This window comes from Sphingomonas beigongshangi (assembly GCF_016820445.1).
Classification (GTDB): Bacteria; Pseudomonadota; Alphaproteobacteria; order Sphingomonadales; family Sphingomonadaceae; genus Sphingomonas; species Sphingomonas beigongshangi.
On record NZ_JADHDT010000008.1, the window covers coordinates 59997 to 76148 of the forward strand.

Consider the following 16152-nt stretch of genomic DNA (forward strand, 5'->3'; position numbering starts at 1 on the left):
GGTCAGCCCGCCATATCCTCCAGCTCGCGGCCCCGCGTCTCGTTGACCATCGCCCTGACGAAGAAGAATGAGATCGCCGCAAAGGCCGCATAGCCCGTGTAGGTGACGGCCAGCCCCGGCTTCACCGCCAACGCAGGGAAGCTGACGGAGATCGCGGCATTGGCGATCCACTGCGCGAAGCCCGACACCGCCAGTCCGGACCCGCGGATCTGGTTGGGGAACATCTCGCCGAGCATCACCCACATGACCGGGCCCCAGCTCGCGTTGAAGAAGATCACGTACAGGTTCGCCGCGATCAGCGCGACGAGGCCGTTATGACCCGGAAGGCTGACGGCACCGGACGCGTCGGTGACCGCCGTCGAGAATGCCCAAGCGACCACGGCCAGCGTCACTGCCATCCCCGCGGATCCGACGAGAAGCAGCGGCTTGCGGCCGATCCGGTCGACCGTCGCGATGGTGAAGAGGCAGGCCGCGATCGACAATATGCCGGACAGGATGTTGATCTGCAGCGCGTAATCTTCGGTGAAGCCGACCGCCTCCCACAATACCGCGCCGTAATAGAAGACGACGTTGATGCCGACGAACTGCTGGAAGACGGCAAGGCCGATACCCGCCCACAGGATCGGCCGGATCTTGCCCGTCGTCTTGTCGATCAGATCGGACAGCTTGGGCTTGTGATGATCGGCGGCCAGGGAATTGCGGATTTCCACGACCTTGCGATCCGCCTCCGCGCTGCCGAACAGGCGCGTCAGCACGGCATGGGCTTCCGCGTCGCGACCCTTCGCGACGAGGAAGCGGGGACTTTCCGGGATCGAGACTAGTGCGACCAGGTAGATTGCGGCCGGGATCGCCTGTAGCCAGAACATCCAGCGCCACGCCGGAAAGCCAAGCCAGAACGACGCCGTCGACCCGCCCGCATAGCGCGCGAGCGCGAAATTGGCGACGAAGGCCCCCGTCAGGCCGGTGATGATCATCACCTGCTGGACGCTGGACAGGCGGCCACGGATCGAGGCGGGCGTGACCTCCGAGATATAGACGGGCGAGATCACGCTTGCCGCACCGACCCCAAGGCCGCCGATGATCCGCGCCAGGATGAAGACGCCGGACGCGTGCGCCGCGCCCGCGAGAATCGCGCTGATCAGAAACAGCAGCGCGGCCAGCATCATCACGTTGCGCCGGCCGATCGCATCGGCCAGCCGTCCCGCCCCGAATGCGCCGATCGCGGATCCGACCAGGATCGCGCCGACGTTGACGCCGATGCCGAGCTTGCCCAGCGCGAATGCGGCCTCGAGCCCCTTCTGCGTGCCGTTGATGACACCCGAATCATAGCCGAACATGAAGCCGCCGATCGTCGCCACCGCGACGATCGCGGCAATGAAGCCGTGATTGACGGCGGTGCCCCCCGCCCCCCGCATCGTATCCGTCATCGTCTCTCCTATGCCGGTCGAATGCCGGCGCGTTTATGTGGCTTGTTCTACGTAAAGTCGGTCGACCGCCGGCCCCGGCGGCGCGGCGTGGCAGCGAGTAAATCGTCCTGGCGAATCGACTGGCACGGCACGCCCGGCACTCCCCCCTTGCGGTGGCAGGGCGTATCGCGCTGCCGCCCTTGAGGTGTTATCGCTATCACGTCGAGCGCGTCCGTCAAGCGTCGACGATGTGCGCGGATGTGCGTTCCAGCGAGGCCGGATCGCGCCGGCGCCGCTTCCCCGCGAGTGGACCCGAGCCTAGCGCTCGCGGGGACGACGACGGGGCGGCGCATCGGACTGGCGCCGGATGAGCGTGAAGTCCAGCAGGCGCGGAACCTCCACGCCATCGCCACCGCGCTGACGACGCAGCGTCGTGACGAGCAATTCGAGCGCGGACCGCGACATGTCGGCGATCGGCTGGTGGATTGTCGTCAGCTCGGGCCAGATGGCGGTCGACAGCGTCGTATCGTCGAACCCACAGACGGTCAGATCGCCGGGGACGTCGAGCCCGCGACGATGCGCCACGGCGACGGTGGCCGCCGCCATGTCGTCGTTGGACGAAAAGATCGCCGTGGGCGGTTCCACCCGATCGAGCAGCTGCTCGGCCGCGTCCAGGCCCGATCGATAGGTATACAGACCTTGGACGATCAGCGACGGATCCTCCGCGATTCCCGCATCCGCCAGTGCGGCGCGAAACCCTTCGAGCCGTTCCGCGGACGCCGCAAGATTCGGGTCCCCCTTGATGAAGCCGATGCGTCGGTGGCCGAGCTGCATGATGTGGCGCGTCATCGTCGCTGCGGCGGCGTGATCGTCGATCCGGATTGCCAGCCGGTCCTCATCACGCATCGCGGTGGCGACGGACACGGCACACACGTTCGCCTCGTCGAGCAGCGCGAGCAGCGCTGGTGCCTCGCAAAGGGGCGGCGGCAGGATGATACCGTCGATACCGCTCGCGATGAGATGCTGCGCCCGCTCGAGTTCGTGATCGCCGAGCTCACATTTCTCGACCACGATCTGCACGTCGCTGCGGCTCGCCTGATCGAGACTGCCGAGCAGGAACTCGCTGAGGAAGCCGGCGCTCGGATTGCTGTAGAGCAGACCGATGCGAAGCTGCCCTGCCCCGGCCAGGCTGCGCGCCGCGCGATTGGGCGAATAGCCCAAAGTCGCGATCGCGGCATTGACGACTTCGCGGGTGGCGGGGCGAACGTTGTTCTCGCTGTTGATGACGCGCGACACCGTCATCGGCGAGACGCCCGCCAGCTTGGCGACGTCGCTGATGGTCGGCGCGGAGCCGGATCGCCGCGACGGGCGCGGCGGGGCGGCGGTGCTGGAATCCATGATCGTTTCGGTGCCGTCCAAGCTGAATGCGGCATGACATGAACCGATCTGCGGTGGCCCACAAGAGCGAGGATGTGAATGAAACCGCTTGCACCCACTCCAGTCGCTCAATATGGTAGCGCTATCTCGATCGGAATCGGTCGTACAGGTCTCGAAAGAAGACCGCTCGTCAGGGAGGGATTTCGCGTTCATGCACCAACGCCTATACCGTGCGCTTGCCGCATTCGCGCTCGCCGCATCCAGTACCCTTGCGCTGGCACAAAACAGTGCGCCTGTATCCTCCCCGGACCCGCGTAGCCCCGAGGGCAAGCGCTATCTGGCGCAGCCGCTCGTGCGCGACCTCTTCTTTGCCGACCCGTCGGCCCATGTCTTCAATGGCCGAATCTACGTCTATCCGAGCCACGACGTCGACGCGGGTATTCCCGACGACGACTTGGGCAGCGAATATGCGATGCACGATTATCGCGTGCTGAGCATGGATCGCATCGGTGGTCCGGTGACCGTGCATCCGGTGGCGCTGGATGTGAAGGACATACCATGGGCGTCGCAGCAGACCTGGGCACCCGACGCCGCCTATCGGAACGGCACCTACTATCTCTATTTCCCCGCCCGCGACAAAGCCGGCGTCTTCCGCATCGGCGTCGCGACATCAAAGTCGCCGACCGGTCCGTTCAAGGCCGATCCGCAGCCGATCCGCGGCAGCTTCTCGATGGATCCGGCGGTCTTCACCGACACCGATGGACAGAGCTACATGTACTTCGGCGGCATTTGGGGCGGCCAGTTGCAGCGATGGGCGACGGGTCGTTACGCCCCCAAGGCCGGCGATACCGATCTCAAGCAGGACGCCAAGCCTGCGCTGATGCCGAAGATCGCGCGCATGGCGCCGGACATGAAGCAGTTCGCCGAGCCGCCCCGCGACGTCGTCATCCTCGACGAGCACGGCAAGCCCATGCTGGGCGGCGATCACGACCGCCGCTTCTTCGAGGCATCATGGGCGTTCAAGCGCGACGGCAGATATTATTTCACCTATTCGACGGGCGACACGCATTTCATCAACTATGCGATCGGCACGTCGCCCTATGGGCCCTTTCGTTATGCAGGACATGTGCTGCTGCCGGTGCAGGGTTGGACCTCCCACCATTCGATCGTCGAGTTCCAGGGCAAGTGGTGGCTGTTCTATCATGACACGCAGCTGAGCAACAGAAACCACCTTCGCTCGGCGAAGGTGACGGAACTCACCTTCAATCCCGACGGCACGATCCGCACCGTCAATCCGTTCAAGGACTGAACCGGACGATGTATCTGGGCATCGACATCGGTACATCCGGGGTGAAGGCGGTCGCACTCGATGACAGCGGCAGCGTCGTCGGACAGGGCAATGCGCCGCTGACGGTTCAGCGCCCGCATCCATCATGGTCCGAACAGGACCCGGACGCGTGGTGGACGGCGACGACGGCGGCGGTGCAGGCGATCGACCCCGTCATCCGCCGCGACGTGCGCGCTATCGGGCTGGCTGGCCAGATGCATGGGGCGACGCTGCTGGGTGGCGATGACCGGCCGCTCCGACCGGCGATCCTGTGGAACGACGGGCGCTCCTTCGCCGAATGCGCCGCGCTTGAGGCAGAAACACCGGCGTTCCATGCGATCGGCGGCAATCTGGTGATGCCAGGCTTTACCGCGCCCAAACTTGCCTGGGTCCGCGCGCACGAGCCGGACGTGTTCGCACGGACCGAAACCGTGCTGCTGCCGAAGGACTATGTGCGGCTGGTGATGACCGGCGAGAAGGCATCCGACATGTCGGATGCCGCCGGCACGTTGTGGATGGATGTCGCGGCACGGACCTGGAGCGAGACGCTTCTCGCAGCCACGGGTCTCTCGACGGCGCATATGCCGCGGCTTGTCGAGGGAAGCGAGACCGCGGGCATGCTGCGCGCCGATATCGCCGCATTCTGGGGCATGGCGCAGGTCCCGGTGGCGGGCGGCGGCGGCGACAATGCGGCGGGTGCCGCCGGGGTCGGCGTCGTGGGTGACGGAGACGCCTTGCTCTCGCTCGGCACATCGGGCGTAATTTTCGTCGCGACGCGCGACTTCAGACCTAACGTCGCCGGCGCGGTGCACGCCTTCTGCCATTGCCTTCCCGACATGTGGCACCAGATGGCCGTCCATCTGTCAGCCGCGGCCTGTATCGACTGGGTGGCGCGCATCACGGGCGCGGCAGGAGCCGCCGACCTGTTCGCGCGCGCGGAGCAAGCCGGCCCCGCAAGCGGGCCCGAGCTGTTCCTACCGTACCTGTCGGGCGAGCGGACACCGCACAACGATCCGCAAGTGCGCGGCGGCTTCCTGCGGCTGGACCACGATACCGACCCGGCACGCCTCGCCCAGGCCGTGCTGGAGGGCGTCGGTTTCGCGTTTGCGGACGGTCTCGCCGTGCTGCGCGAGGCCGGCACGACGATCGACCGCCTGGCGGTGATCGGCGGCGGCGCCCGCTCCCGCTACTGGGGTCAAACGCTCGCGGCCGCCATGGGCGTTCCCCTCGTGTACCTCCACGGCGGCGAAGTCGGACCGGCGCTCGGCGCGGCGCGCCTCGCCCGGCTCGCGGTCGATGGGGGCGACCCGGCCGACATCTGCCGCCCGCCCCCGGTCGCGCATGTCATCGAGCCCGATCCGACGATCGCCGCGCGCCTCGCCCCGAAATACGCCGCCTATCGCGACGCCTATTCCCGCATAAGGACCCTTTGAGCATGGCCGACTTCTTCGCCGACATTCCGCAGATCCGCTACGAAGGGCCGGACAGCGACAACGAACTCGCCTACCGTTTCTACGACAAGTCGCGGGTCGTTCTGGGCAAGACGATGGAGGAGCATCTGCGCTTCGCGGCATGCTTCTGGCACACCTTCTGCTGGCCCGGCAGCGACGTGTTCGGCGGCGGCACGTTCGATCGCCCGTGGCACCGCGGCGCCAACGACGCCGATGCCGCGGCGGAGAAGCGCCGGGTCGCCTTCGACTTCTTCACCAAGCTCGACATTCCCTATTACTGCTTCCACGACGTCGACGTCATGGCGGACGCGCGAACGGTCGCCGAACATCGCGCGCATTTCGCGCAGGCGGTCGATCATCTCGAACAGCTTCAGGCCGCGTCAGGCCGCAAGCTGCTGTGGGGAACAGCCAATCTGTTCAGCCATCCGCGCTTCGCCGCCGGCGGCGCGACCAATCCCGACCCCGAAGTCTTCGCCTTCGGTGCGATGCAGGTCCGCGATGCGCTGGAAGCCACGCACCGGCTGGGTGGCAGCAACTACGTGCTTTGGGGCGGCCGCGAAGGCTATGAGACCCTGCACAACACCGATCTGAAGCGTGAACTCGACAATCTCGGCCGGTTCCTCAGCCTCGTCGTCGAGCACAAGCACAAGATCGGTTTCGCCGGCACGATCCTGATCGAGCCCAAGCCGCACGAGCCGACGAAGCACCAATATGACTTCGACACCGCAACGGTTTACGGCTTCCTAAAGCGCTACGGGCTCGAAAACGAGGTCCGCGTCAATATCGAGGCCAACCATGCGACCCTGTCGGGGCACACGTTCGAGCATGAGATCGCGACCGCCGGGGCGCTCGGCATCTTCGGTTCGATCGACGCCAACCGCGGCGACCCGCAGAATGGCTGGGACACCGACCAGTTTCCCAATTCGGTCGAGGAAATGACGCTCGCGGTCCTCGAGATCCTGCGCGCCGGCGGCTTCACCACCGGCGGCTTCAACTTCGACGCGAAGGTACGTCGTCAGTCGATCGACGCCGTCGACCTGTTCCACGGTCACATCGGCGGGATCGACGTGGTCGCCAAGGGTCTGCTGAACGCCGCCGCCCTGATCGAGGACGGCCGCCTCGACGCGATCAAGACGGAGCGATACGCAGGCTGGGACGCCGCCTTCGGCCAGGAGATCGCGACGCTGGACCTCGCCGGCATCGCGGACCTGGCCGTCGCACGCGACATCGATCCCCGGCCGAGGTCCGGCCGGCAAGAGCGGATCGAGAATATCATCAACCGCTTCCTCTGATCATCGCGCCCGCCGCGTCGGTCCGGTGTCCGACGCGGCGGCAACTACCAGCCGAACTACCAGGCGCGGAGTGCTTTTGCGCCATATCCCGCGGGGCCTGCGGCACCTATTGTTCATGACGGAGGACTGCCATGGACGATGTTGCCGAAATGGAACGCGACTATCTCATCATGCGGCGCGACGCGCATGCGGTCCGTGCCCTTCAATGCGCCGATCCCGTCGCCCGCTCCCTGCATGAACGCTTCGCCGCGGCCTATGACGAGCGCGCCGCGAGCCTCGTGGTAGATGACGACTAGTCCTTCCACGCAAAAATACCAGGACCGACCTCTCTTCACATAGGTTTATGCGACCGGACCGGTCGTAATTCGCGCCCGGCGGTGTGAAGGACGTCGATGCTCCGTTTCGTCATCCGCAAGGCCCGGCGCCTGGCGACCGCCCGCAGTTCGCGGCGCGAGCGTGCGCCGTCGCGCCTGCCCGACCGGACGTAGCGCCGATTGGTGCCAGCTGCGCCGATGGTCGCCGCATCGCACTGTCCCTTTCCTCAACGATGAAGGATTTCGCCATGAACAAGAACGAACTGCACGGCGGTGCCCGCTATGTCGGCGGCAAGGTCGAGAAGGCGGTCGGCGACGCGGTTGGCAGCCGCGACTGGCAGGTCGCTGGCGTGGTCGATCAGGTCGCGGGCGGCGCCGAGAATCTGTATGGTCGTGCGCGCTCGATCGGCGAGGACGCGGTCGACGCCGCTCCGGCCATCGCGGACCATGCTAGGGAAAAGCTCGCGGATGCCGCCGACGCGATCGGTGAGACCGCGCACCGGACGGTGGAACAGGCCCGCGAGGCGGCGGGTCGCGCGGGCGAGACCGTACAGCGCGTTGCGGGCCAGGCGAGCGATGCCGCGCGCCGCGGCGGCAAGGACGCGAACGCCGCGATGTCCGCCAACGCGCTGCTGTGGGCCGTCGGCGCCGCGATCGGCGGCTACGCCCTCGGCTGGCTGATCCACGGCCGCACCGCGTAAGGCTGCGCATGGCCGCGTCGCTCAAATCCCTTCGCGAGACTGTCGACCTGAGGCACCTGCGTCAGATCATCGCGGGGCTCGACGAGGGGGTGATCCTCGTCGACCCCGACCAGAGCCTGCTCTGGGCGAATGATGCCGCGCTGCGCATGCATGGCGTCGAGCGCCTGGCGCAGCTCGGCGCGGACGTCGACGAATATCGCGAGCGGTTCCAGTTGCGCTACCGCAACAACCACCGCCTCGAGGCCGACGATTATCCGATCGAGCGGGTCGTCGCGGGCGATTCCTTTTCCGAGGTCGTCGTAGAGGTCACCGTCGCGGGCGAGGATGCGCCGCGCTGGGTGCACCAGGTCCGCAGCCTGGTCCTCAACGACGCGGACGAGGATGCGCCGAGCTGCGTCGTGCTCGTCATCCAGGACGTCACGGCACGGTACGAGGCCGAGGATCGCTTCGAACAGTCGTTCAACGCCAATCCTGCGCCAGCCGTGATCTGCCGCCTGTCCGATCTCCGCTTCGTCAAGGTCAACCAGGGCTTCCTCGAGATGACCGGCCACAACCGGGACCAGGTCCTGGCAAAGACCGTCTACGAGGTGGACGTCCTGCGCGCTGCGGAGAAGCGCGACCTTGCCAAGGAGCGCCTGGCCGAGGGACGCACGATCCCGCAGATGGAGGCGGAACTCGCCCTTCCCGATGGCACCACCAAGCTCGTCATCGTGGCCGGTCAGCCGATCGATCTGTCGGATCAGCCGTGCATGCTGTTCACCTTCGCCGATCTCGAGCCCCGGCGCAAAGCCGAGGCCGCGCTGCGCCACAGCGAGGAACGGTTTACCCGCACGTTTCAGATGGCGCCGGTGGCGATGGCGATCGGCGCGCGCGACGGTCACCTGCTCTGCGAGATCAACGGCAGTTTCAGCCAGATGACGGGCTATGCATCGGCGGAGATCATTGGGCGATCGCTGCACGACGTCGGCTTGTGGATCGACGACGCCACCGCGCAGGCGATCGAGGACGGCATTGCAGGCGAGCGGGAGTTGCGCGGCCACGAGGCGCGCATCCGCAACAAGGATGGCGGCCTGATCGACTGCCTCGTGTCCACCGAAGCGTTCATGCTCGGCGGCGACACGTGCCTGCTCTGGGCGTTTCAGGACATCACCCAGCGCAAGGCGACGGAGACCGAACTGGTCGAGGCGATCGATGCCGTGATGAAGGACACGAGCTGGTTCAGCCGTTCGATCATGGACAAGCTGGCGCGCCTTCGCGCCCCGCAGGACGAGGCGCAAGGCGCGAGCCTGGACGATCTGACCGGCCGCGAGCGCGAGGTGCTCGCGCTCATCTGCCGTGGTCTTGACGACAAGAGCATCGCGCGGACGCTCGACGTGTCGGGCAACACCGTGCGCAACCACGTCGCCCGCATCTACGCGAAGATCGGGGTCAACCGTCGAACGGCGGCGGCCGCCTGGGCGCGCGCGCGCGGCTTTGACGGCGATTCGATCGTCATCACCCGTCCGGGAGAGGCACGATGACCGGAAAGAAGACACCCCCCCTCGCCGGCCCCGACCACGTCCGCGCCGGCAAGGGCGCGGCACGAGAGGCGATCGGCAAGCTGATCGGCGACGACGCCGAAATCCGCAAGGGGCGCACCGAACAGGCGGAGGCTGAGGATCCGCCCGCGTCCGACCCTTCCGAAAATTCCCAATAGCAGGAGCAAACATGGCAACCAATATGACCACCGGCCTGACGCCGCTCGAGGCGTCGGCCGCGACGCGCGGCATCACCCGCATTTCCTGGGGCGCGATATTCGCAGGCGTCGTTATCGCCATCGCCGTCCAGCTGGTGCTCGGCATTCTCGGCACCGGCATCGGCCTCTCGATGATCGACCCCGTCGAGGGTACGACCCCCGGCGCGACCGGTTTCGGCATCGGCGCCGGCCTGTTTTGGCTGGTCACCACCGTGGTGGCACTCGGCGCGGGCGGCTATGCCGCGGCGCGCGTCTCGGGCGTGACCGAGCGGTTCGATGCGCTGGTCCATGGCCTCGTCGTATGGGGCGTTACGCTGATCCTGACGCTGTATCTGTTGACCAGCGCGGTCGGCGGGATCATCGGCGGCGCATTCCGCACCGTCGGGACGGTAGCGGGTGCGGCGGGACAGACCGTCGGCGCCGCAGCACCGCAGGCCGCCAAGATCGCGGGCGTCGACCAGAACGACGTCCGCGACGAAGCCGCCGCTTATCTGTCCGACGCTCCGTCCGATCCGGCGCAGATGACGCCTGAGCAGGCGCAGAAGGAAGTCGCCAAGCAGCTGCCGGCGCTCGCGCGCGGCGGCGCGGACGGCGCGAAGGCGGAAAGCCGGATCGTTGACATCGTCGCCGCGCAGCGCAAGATCAGCCGCGAGCAGGCGCAGGCGCAGGTCACCCGGGCCAAGGCCGACTTCGTCAAGGCGAAGGACCAGACGATTGCCTCGGCCAAGACGGCCGCCGACAAGGCTGCCGGCGCCGCCGCCGGTACGTCGTTCGTACTCGTGCTCGCGCTGCTGATCGGCGCGGCCGCTTCCGCCTTTGGCGCCACGACGGCGACCCGCCGCCGACTGCGCTGAAGTGTCCGCGGCGGGGTAGCGTATCGGCCCCGCCGCAACCCGTTCACCGTTGAAGGAGACGTGTCATGACCCGCAAGATCGGCCTCATCGCCGCGACCGCCGCATTCCTGGCGCTCGCCGCCTGCAACACCGTCAACGGTGCCGGCAAGGACATCAAGTCCGCGGGCACCGCCATCTCGGATGCGTCGGGCGAACCGAAGAAATGAAGCAGCGATGGCCGCGGCGGACGTCGACGGCCATCCGACCTGATGCAGGCGCCGTCGGAGCGATCCGGCGGCGTCCGTGCATCGGCCTCAGCGCATCTGCGAGGTGATCTTGGCGATTTCGCGCGCGACCAGCGTCTCGACCATGTCCGGCAGGTTCGCATCGAGCCAGTCGCGCAGCATCGGGCGCAACATCTCGCGGACCAGGCCCTCCAGCGTGCCGTCGCTTTCGGGCGCCGGCTTGACGATCAGCTTGCTCAGCGTCTCGAGCGAGCCGAGGCTGGCCGCCAGCGCCTGCTGCGACACGATCGGCTCGGGCGCGGAACGCGGCGTGGTATTAGGTTGATGCATTTGCGGTTGCTGCGTTTGCGGCTCGGGCTGAGGCGCAGGAGACGGCGCCGCCGGGGCGCGCGGGGCGGCACGATCGGCCAGGTGCGGCGCCGGCTCGGGCTGGCGAGGAGGCGCAGCCGGACGGCTATCCGCCGCGGGCTGCGGCATGGGATCGCTCAGCTCGAGCACTTCCTCGGCATCGATTTCCGGTTCGGGTTCGGGTTCCGGCATCGGCGCGGCACGGTGCGGCCGCCTGGCGCGGCCCTGCGTCGCTTCGCCTTCCTCGGCGATGATCCGTTTGATCGAGGACAGGATCTCCTCCATCGACGGCTCGACGCTCATGTCCCCCATGATTCCCGTTCCCAAGCGCATGCCCGCCACCATCAGCGGTTTGGCGCCTGAGCACCTGTGGTTAACCCAGCGCTTCTGTCAACCGGTGTATCGAGCGATGGATCGAGCGGCTTGGTCACGATCGCGGTCTGCGCCGGTGTCTGCGCGGTCGATGTCGCGACGGGGGCCGGCTCGCCATCGCCGCCGAAATCGCCGATCCGACCGCGCACGCGCTGATAATTGATCGTCGGATCATACAGCGATCCGCCATCGAGCCCGAGGTCGCGCGCCTCGGCATTGCCCATCGCGGCGAGCAGCGCGAAGCCCGCGACATAGGCATCGCGACGGGCGCTCACCAATGTCACCTGGCTGTTGAGCAGTTCCTGCTCGGCGTTGAGGATGTCGAGGATGGTGCGCGTACCGACGCTGTTTTCGGCCCGCACGCCCTCCAGGCTCAGCTTGTTGGCGCTCACCGCGGCTTCCGAGCTCGCGATCACCTGTTCCGACGACTGCCACTGCGCATAGGCGGACCGCGTCGTCGCGACGACGTTGCGCTCGGTCGCGGTCAGCGTCTCGATCGCCTGGCTGCGTCCAGCTTCCGCTTGACGGACGCGGGCCGCCGGCTGGCCGCCCTGGAACAGCGGCAGCGACAATTGCAGGCCGGCCGTCGCGGCCGTGCCGCTCCCGGGGATACGCTGGCCGTTCGCGACCGTCGGGATCGATCCGAGATAATTGAAATAGGTCCCGGTCGTCACCGCCGCGACGCGGGGCAGCCGCGTCGCGCGCGCCACGCCGACGTCGTAGCGCGTCGCGTCCGCCGCCTTGCGGGCGGCGATCAGTTGCGGATTGCGTTCGAGCGCGACATCGACCGCCGCCTTCGGCGATGTCGGCAGGTTCGGCAGCGGCGGCGCGCTCTCCAGCGTTCCGGGCGGCGCACCGACCACGGCGATATAGTTTTCGCGGCTGGCGATGAGCTGCGCCTCTGCCGACTGCAACTGCGCCCGCGCCAGCGCAAGCCGCGCCTCGGACTGCGCGACGTCAGTCCGGGTCAGATCACCGACCTGGAAACGATCGCGGCTGGCGCGCAGATTGACCTCGAGGACGTGGACGTTCTGCTGGTTGAGACCGACGATCGCCTCGTCTCGCGTCACGTTCATATAGGCGGCGACGACGCTCGTGAACGTGTTCGCCTCGACGCCGCGCAGCGTCGCCCGACCCGCTTCTACCCGCGTTTCGGCCGCCCTGACCGCATTCTTCACCGCGCCGCCCTGGTACAGCGGCACGGAGAATTGCAGCTGCCCGTTGGCGATCCGCTCGGGATTGAGAAAATTATTGTTGGCCTGCAGTACGTTGTCCGTCGCCGACCCGTTCAGCGAGAGACCGGGCAGGCCGCTGGAACGGGCGATCGGCACATTCTCGTCCGTCGCGCGCTGCGCCGCGCGTTGCGCGGTCAGCGTCGGATTGTTGGCATAGGCTTTCGCCAGCGCCTCGCGGAGGGTTTCGGCACCCGCCGGCATGGCGACCAGCGCCGCGCCGGTTGCCAGCATGATACGGAACGCGTGCATCCTCCCCCCACAGATCATGTTAAAACGTAAAGCCCCGCGGTTTGGCGAAGCCCGGCAGGACGACGCAGTCGCTGTCCATGAACGGCTTCAACCCGAAGCCGCCGTCGGTCTTCCGCCCGCTCGCCAGGCGCACGACGCCGCCGTCGACGAGACCGGTCACGACCCGGCCGCCGGACTTGACCTGAGTGACGAGGGCGTCGGGAACATCCTCGATCGCGCCGTCGACGATCAGGACGTCATAGGGCGCGCCAGCGGCATGGCCCTGGGGAAGCGGCGCTTCCACCACCTCGACCTTGGGAGTCGCGGCAAGCGCCTCGCGCGCCAGCGCGACGAGCGTGGCATCCTCCTCGACCGCGACAACCTGCGCGACGATCTGCGCCAGCAGCGCGGCGGCATAGCCGCCGGCCGCGCCGATCAGCAGAACGCGGTCCGAAGCCTGCAGATACGCCTCGGTCAGCAGCCGGCCCGTCACCATGGGCAAATTGACCGCGCGGCCGTTGCCGACCGGCACCGCGGTATCGCGATAGGCGATCTCGCGCGCTGCGGCGGGCACGAACATCTCGCGCGGCACTGTCATCATCGCCGCGATCACGCGCTGATCGTTGACCGCGTTGGTGCGCAGCTGGCTGGCGACCATCGCGTGCCGCATCGTTTCAGCGTTGGTGGCGTCGAAACTCGTGTTCATGCTTACCCCTCTCGCACAGCTGTCTTAGCTACGCAATACACTTCGTGATCCATCGGGCTTGTATCGTGCCCCCTGCCCCGCGCCAAGCGGCGCGATTTGCCCGATCCTGCCCCAACACCTATGGCGCGGCGATGATTCCCGCGATCTACCACCGCTTCATCGACTGGATCGGCGACGGCACCGGCCTGCCGGACACGATCCTGCATCTGCACGCCGGCCTGGCGGTGTTGATGGTCGCGCGCATCGTGACCCGCCGCTCGCTGGGCAGCTTCGTGCCCCTGTCCTTCGTCGTCCTGGCGGAAACCTTCAACGAGGTGATGGACCGGATGCATTACGGATCGTGGCGATGGGCCGACACGACGTCCGACGTCGTCAACACCTTGTTCTGGCCGACGGTCATCTGCCTCGGCATTCGCCTTCGCCCGATGCTGATGCGGCTCGATGCCAAGCGGGTGAGAAACGACGTCGTCTGATTCTGGAGGCCCGACCGGGAATCGAACCCGGGTGCAAGGATTTGCAGTCCTCTGCGTCACCACTCCGCCATCGGGCCTCGACGTCGGGAGAGGCGCGCAATTGCGGGCTTTTTGCCGCCGCGTCAACGGGCGCGAAACGAAAGTTCGCACTTTTCTGGATCGAGTTCGCAGTTCGGCAAACCTCAGCCGGCATCGCGCGCCTCCATCGCCGCAATAGCGGCTTGCGCGCGAAGCCGCTGGGAAGCGTACTTTAGGGCCATCTTGAAGGTCTGGTGCCCGAGCACCGCCTCGATCTCCGCAACCGAACACCCGGCCTCGCTCATCCGAGAACCAGCAGCATAGCGGAGGCCATGCAGCGACCGATCGTCGGGCAAGCCAATGGTCATCTTCACAACCCGGCGCAGTGCCTGTGAAAGGCTGTTGGGTGTGTACGCCCTCCCCTCGATGCTCGTGCAGATTACCACACCTTTCGCGCGGCCTCGTAACTGGTCGAGATGACGACGAAGCTCGCTGTGGCAAGCGACGTCTAACAGGGCTCCGGTCTTGCTCTGGCGAACCCGGATGACATCCCCCTGGAACTGTTGCCAGGTCATGCGAACGATGTCCTGCCGACGCTGCCCAGTATAGAGCGCGAGCAGCACGGGCGTCTTCACGTGTTCAGGGCAGCCGGCCAGCATCAGCGCGATTTCCGCGTCGGACCAGACTACGATCTCCTTGGCACCGCCTTTCGGCCGCACTTGTCGAATGCCCTTGGCAGGATTGAAGCCATCAGGGACCAGACTGTTTTCCTCTGCCCATGAATACAGGCGACTGACCATCTGCTTGATCTTATGCGCCTTGCGCGGATGCTCGGCATGACCGTCGCGGACGGCCTTGATCATTGCTCTAGTGGTGAACCGATAGCGCCTGGAACCTAATTCCTCCTCGATGAGAAATAGGGTCTTGATGTAATCTGCCTGTGTCGTGTCCGCGAGGCTCTTGAATTCGACGCTGCGCTGATACTCGCTAATCAAGCCTGCGAAGGTGTCTCGCTCGACTTTTTTGCAAGGCCTGACCGCAATCTCCAGTAATTCGGCATAGCGCGCATGAAACTCCGGATCGCCGGGCGAGCCGGGGAGCGGCACGTCACCGACAGTCGGAATATGCCGAAAGCGCCAGTACCGTCCGCCCTTAACTGGGTAGGTATACTTGAGATGCTTCCTAGCCATGGCCGCGAGCCGCCCTGTCGCGGAAGAACGCACGTTCTTCATCCAATGCGCAACCTGCGGCTTCATTGGGAGTCAATGGCTGACCAGCGAGACGATCGGCATACCGGTCCAGCGATTTGCGATCGTACAGGACGCGCCGACCGGGCGTCTCAATCGGTGCAATACCCCACGACTGAAGGGTGCCGGAGCTGACACCAAGATAGGAGGCCGCCATGCCTGCGCTCATCAATCTCGGCCAATCGGGAAGGTTCAGCCGTTCAGCCACGGCGCGCCCCCTTTGCCGGCCGCCCATCGTGCTGACACGCCGTCCTTCCGGGCGGAAGGATAGCCGGTTCGCCTGTCGTGGATGGCGGGTTGCGGTCGACGCCCAACGCCTCGAGAACTCGCGTTTCGATGTCGTTGAGGAAGAGCAGCACTGACGCCGACGGCTTATGAGTCTCTGGATCCTCGATCGCCTCCGCGATCTGGATTTGATTCGAAGCCGGGAACACCCGCACTGCTCCCGTCGCCGGAAAGAAGGCCATGAACGTAAAGCCGACCTGTTGAGCGTCCCATAGTTCGCCAGGCTGTCGCGCGGGCGGCATTCCCGGTATGGGCGGGTCGAATTGCATGCTGCCGACATGAGCAAAGCCCCACATGGCGGCCTTGAAAGCTTTGCCCGCATCCACCCCGACGCGGATGAGTTCTCCGGCAATCGCGAACCCCAGTGCGTCGCGTAAGCTCCACATGTGCGCCACCCCGTGTGAGGCGGCAAGTTGCTCTGTCTCACCCAACATCAGGAAGTGCCCGCGCTTGAAATACGCCCGGAAGGTGTTGATCTCGATGCCGGCGGCCGCAGCAACCAAAGACGATTTGAAGCGGGCTGTATCGTAATCGATCATCGCAAACCCCATTGCACTTG

At 66.4% G+C, this 16152-nt stretch carries 18 protein-coding genes and 1 tRNA gene; 10 read left to right on the top strand and 9 right to left on the bottom strand.

Features of this window, described 5'->3' with window-relative positions; all coding sequences use genetic code 11:
• Positions 1–2 precede the first annotated feature (2 nt).
• Both IQ292_RS14835 and IQ292_RS14840 read right to left on the bottom strand, forming a co-directional pair.
• The gene (locus IQ292_RS14835; protein WP_238941135.1) at positions 3–1427 is read right to left on the bottom strand and encodes a sugar porter family MFS transporter; all 1425 of its coding nucleotides are present in this window, start codon (positions 1425–1427) and stop codon (positions 3–5) included.
• A 297-nt stretch (positions 1428–1724) separates the two neighbouring features.
• Positions 1725–2804, bottom strand: a complete 1080-nt coding sequence (locus IQ292_RS14840) for a LacI family DNA-binding transcriptional regulator (RefSeq protein ID WP_203311098.1) — start codon at positions 2802–2804, stop codon at positions 1725–1727.
• A 190-nt stretch (positions 2805–2994) separates the two neighbouring features.
• Between IQ292_RS14840 and IQ292_RS14845 the strand changes: the two genes are divergently transcribed.
• The 9 genes from IQ292_RS14845 (at position 2995) to IQ292_RS14885 (ending at position 10663) form a co-directional block, all read left to right on the top strand.
• The gene (locus IQ292_RS14845; RefSeq protein WP_203311099.1) at positions 2995–4092 is read left to right on the top strand and encodes a glycoside hydrolase family 43 protein; all 1098 of its coding nucleotides are present in this window, start codon (positions 2995–2997) and stop codon (positions 4090–4092) included.
• Between the two features lie 8 nt (positions 4093–4100).
• Entirely contained in the window at positions 4101–5543 is a 1443-nt protein-coding gene (gene xylB / locus IQ292_RS14850; protein ID WP_203311100.1) for a xylulokinase, read from the top strand.
• 2 nt (positions 5544–5545) lie between these two features.
• Positions 5546–6853: a xylose isomerase gene (xylA, locus tag IQ292_RS14855; protein WP_203311101.1), complete on the top strand. Its 1308-nt coding sequence runs from the start codon at positions 5546–5548 to the stop codon at positions 6851–6853.
• A gap of 131 nt (positions 6854–6984) precedes the next feature.
• Complete coding sequence (locus IQ292_RS14860) at positions 6985–7149, top strand: hypothetical protein (RefSeq protein WP_203311102.1); 165 nt, start codon at positions 6985–6987, stop codon at positions 7147–7149.
• Between the two features lie 266 nt (positions 7150–7415).
• A complete protein-coding gene (locus tag IQ292_RS14865) occupies positions 7416–7868 on the top strand; it encodes a CsbD family protein (protein ID WP_203311103.1) in 453 nt (150 codons plus the stop codon).
• A gap of 8 nt (positions 7869–7876) precedes the next feature.
• On the top strand, positions 7877–9388 hold the full coding sequence (locus IQ292_RS14870) for a PAS domain S-box protein (RefSeq protein ID WP_203311104.1): 1512 nt from the start codon (positions 7877–7879) through the stop codon (positions 9386–9388).
• A complete protein-coding gene (locus IQ292_RS14875) occupies positions 9385–9564 on the top strand; it encodes a hypothetical protein (RefSeq protein ID WP_203311105.1) in 180 nt (59 codons plus the stop codon). Before IQ292_RS14870 ends, IQ292_RS14875 begins: the two co-directional genes overlap by 4 nt.
• 11 nt (positions 9565–9575) lie before the next feature.
• Complete coding sequence (locus IQ292_RS14880) at positions 9576–10457, top strand: hypothetical protein (protein ID WP_203311106.1); 882 nt, start codon at positions 9576–9578, stop codon at positions 10455–10457.
• 65 nt (positions 10458–10522) lie between these two features.
• The gene (locus IQ292_RS14885; RefSeq protein ID WP_203311107.1) at positions 10523–10663 is read left to right on the top strand and encodes an entericidin A/B family lipoprotein; all 141 of its coding nucleotides are present in this window, start codon (positions 10523–10525) and stop codon (positions 10661–10663) included.
• An 87-nt stretch (positions 10664–10750) separates the two neighbouring features.
• Here IQ292_RS14885 and IQ292_RS14890 read toward each other — a convergent pair whose 3' ends face one another.
• The 3 genes from IQ292_RS14890 to IQ292_RS14900 are packed head-to-tail and all read right to left on the bottom strand — an operon-like array spanning position 10751 to position 13570.
• The gene (locus tag IQ292_RS14890; protein WP_374758576.1) at positions 10751–11314 is read right to left on the bottom strand and encodes a DUF2497 domain-containing protein; all 564 of its coding nucleotides are present in this window, start codon (positions 11312–11314) and stop codon (positions 10751–10753) included.
• Between the two features lie 59 nt (positions 11315–11373).
• On the bottom strand, positions 11374–12885 hold the full coding sequence (locus IQ292_RS14895) for a TolC family outer membrane protein (RefSeq protein WP_203311109.1): 1512 nt from the start codon (positions 12883–12885) through the stop codon (positions 11374–11376).
• Positions 12886–12904: 19 nt separating this feature from the next.
• Positions 12905–13570 (bottom strand): protein-L-isoaspartate O-methyltransferase family protein, encoded by a 666-nt coding sequence (locus IQ292_RS14900; RefSeq protein WP_203311110.1) that lies wholly within the window; start codon positions 13568–13570, stop codon positions 12905–12907.
• A 65-nt stretch (positions 13571–13635) separates the two neighbouring features.
• On the opposite strand from IQ292_RS14900, the gene IQ292_RS14905 reads away from it, so the two are divergent.
• Positions 13636–14043: a hypothetical protein gene (locus tag IQ292_RS14905; protein WP_338057642.1), complete on the top strand. Its 408-nt coding sequence runs from the start codon at positions 13636–13638 to the stop codon at positions 14041–14043.
• Between the two features lie 3 nt (positions 14044–14046).
• Here IQ292_RS14905 and IQ292_RS14910 read toward each other — a convergent pair.
• The 4 genes from IQ292_RS14910 to IQ292_RS14925 all read right to left on the bottom strand — a co-directional run bounded on the left by IQ292_RS14910 (position 14047) and on the right by IQ292_RS14925 (position 16132).
• Positions 14047–14120, bottom strand: a tRNA-Cys gene (locus IQ292_RS14910).
• A 105-nt stretch (positions 14121–14225) separates the two neighbouring features.
• Positions 14226–15293: a tyrosine-type recombinase/integrase gene (locus IQ292_RS14915; protein WP_203311111.1), complete on the bottom strand. Its 1068-nt coding sequence runs from the start codon at positions 15291–15293 to the stop codon at positions 14226–14228.
• A complete protein-coding gene (locus tag IQ292_RS14920; protein WP_203311112.1) occupies positions 15244–15516 on the bottom strand; it encodes a MerR family transcriptional regulator in 273 nt (90 codons plus the stop codon). Before IQ292_RS14920 ends, IQ292_RS14915 begins: the two co-directional genes overlap by 50 nt.
• Positions 15509–16132, bottom strand: a complete 624-nt coding sequence (locus IQ292_RS14925; protein ID WP_203311113.1) for a hypothetical protein — start codon at positions 16130–16132, stop codon at positions 15509–15511. The genes IQ292_RS14920 and IQ292_RS14925 overlap by 8 nt, the downstream gene beginning before the upstream one ends.
• Positions 16133–16152 lie beyond the last annotated feature (20 nt).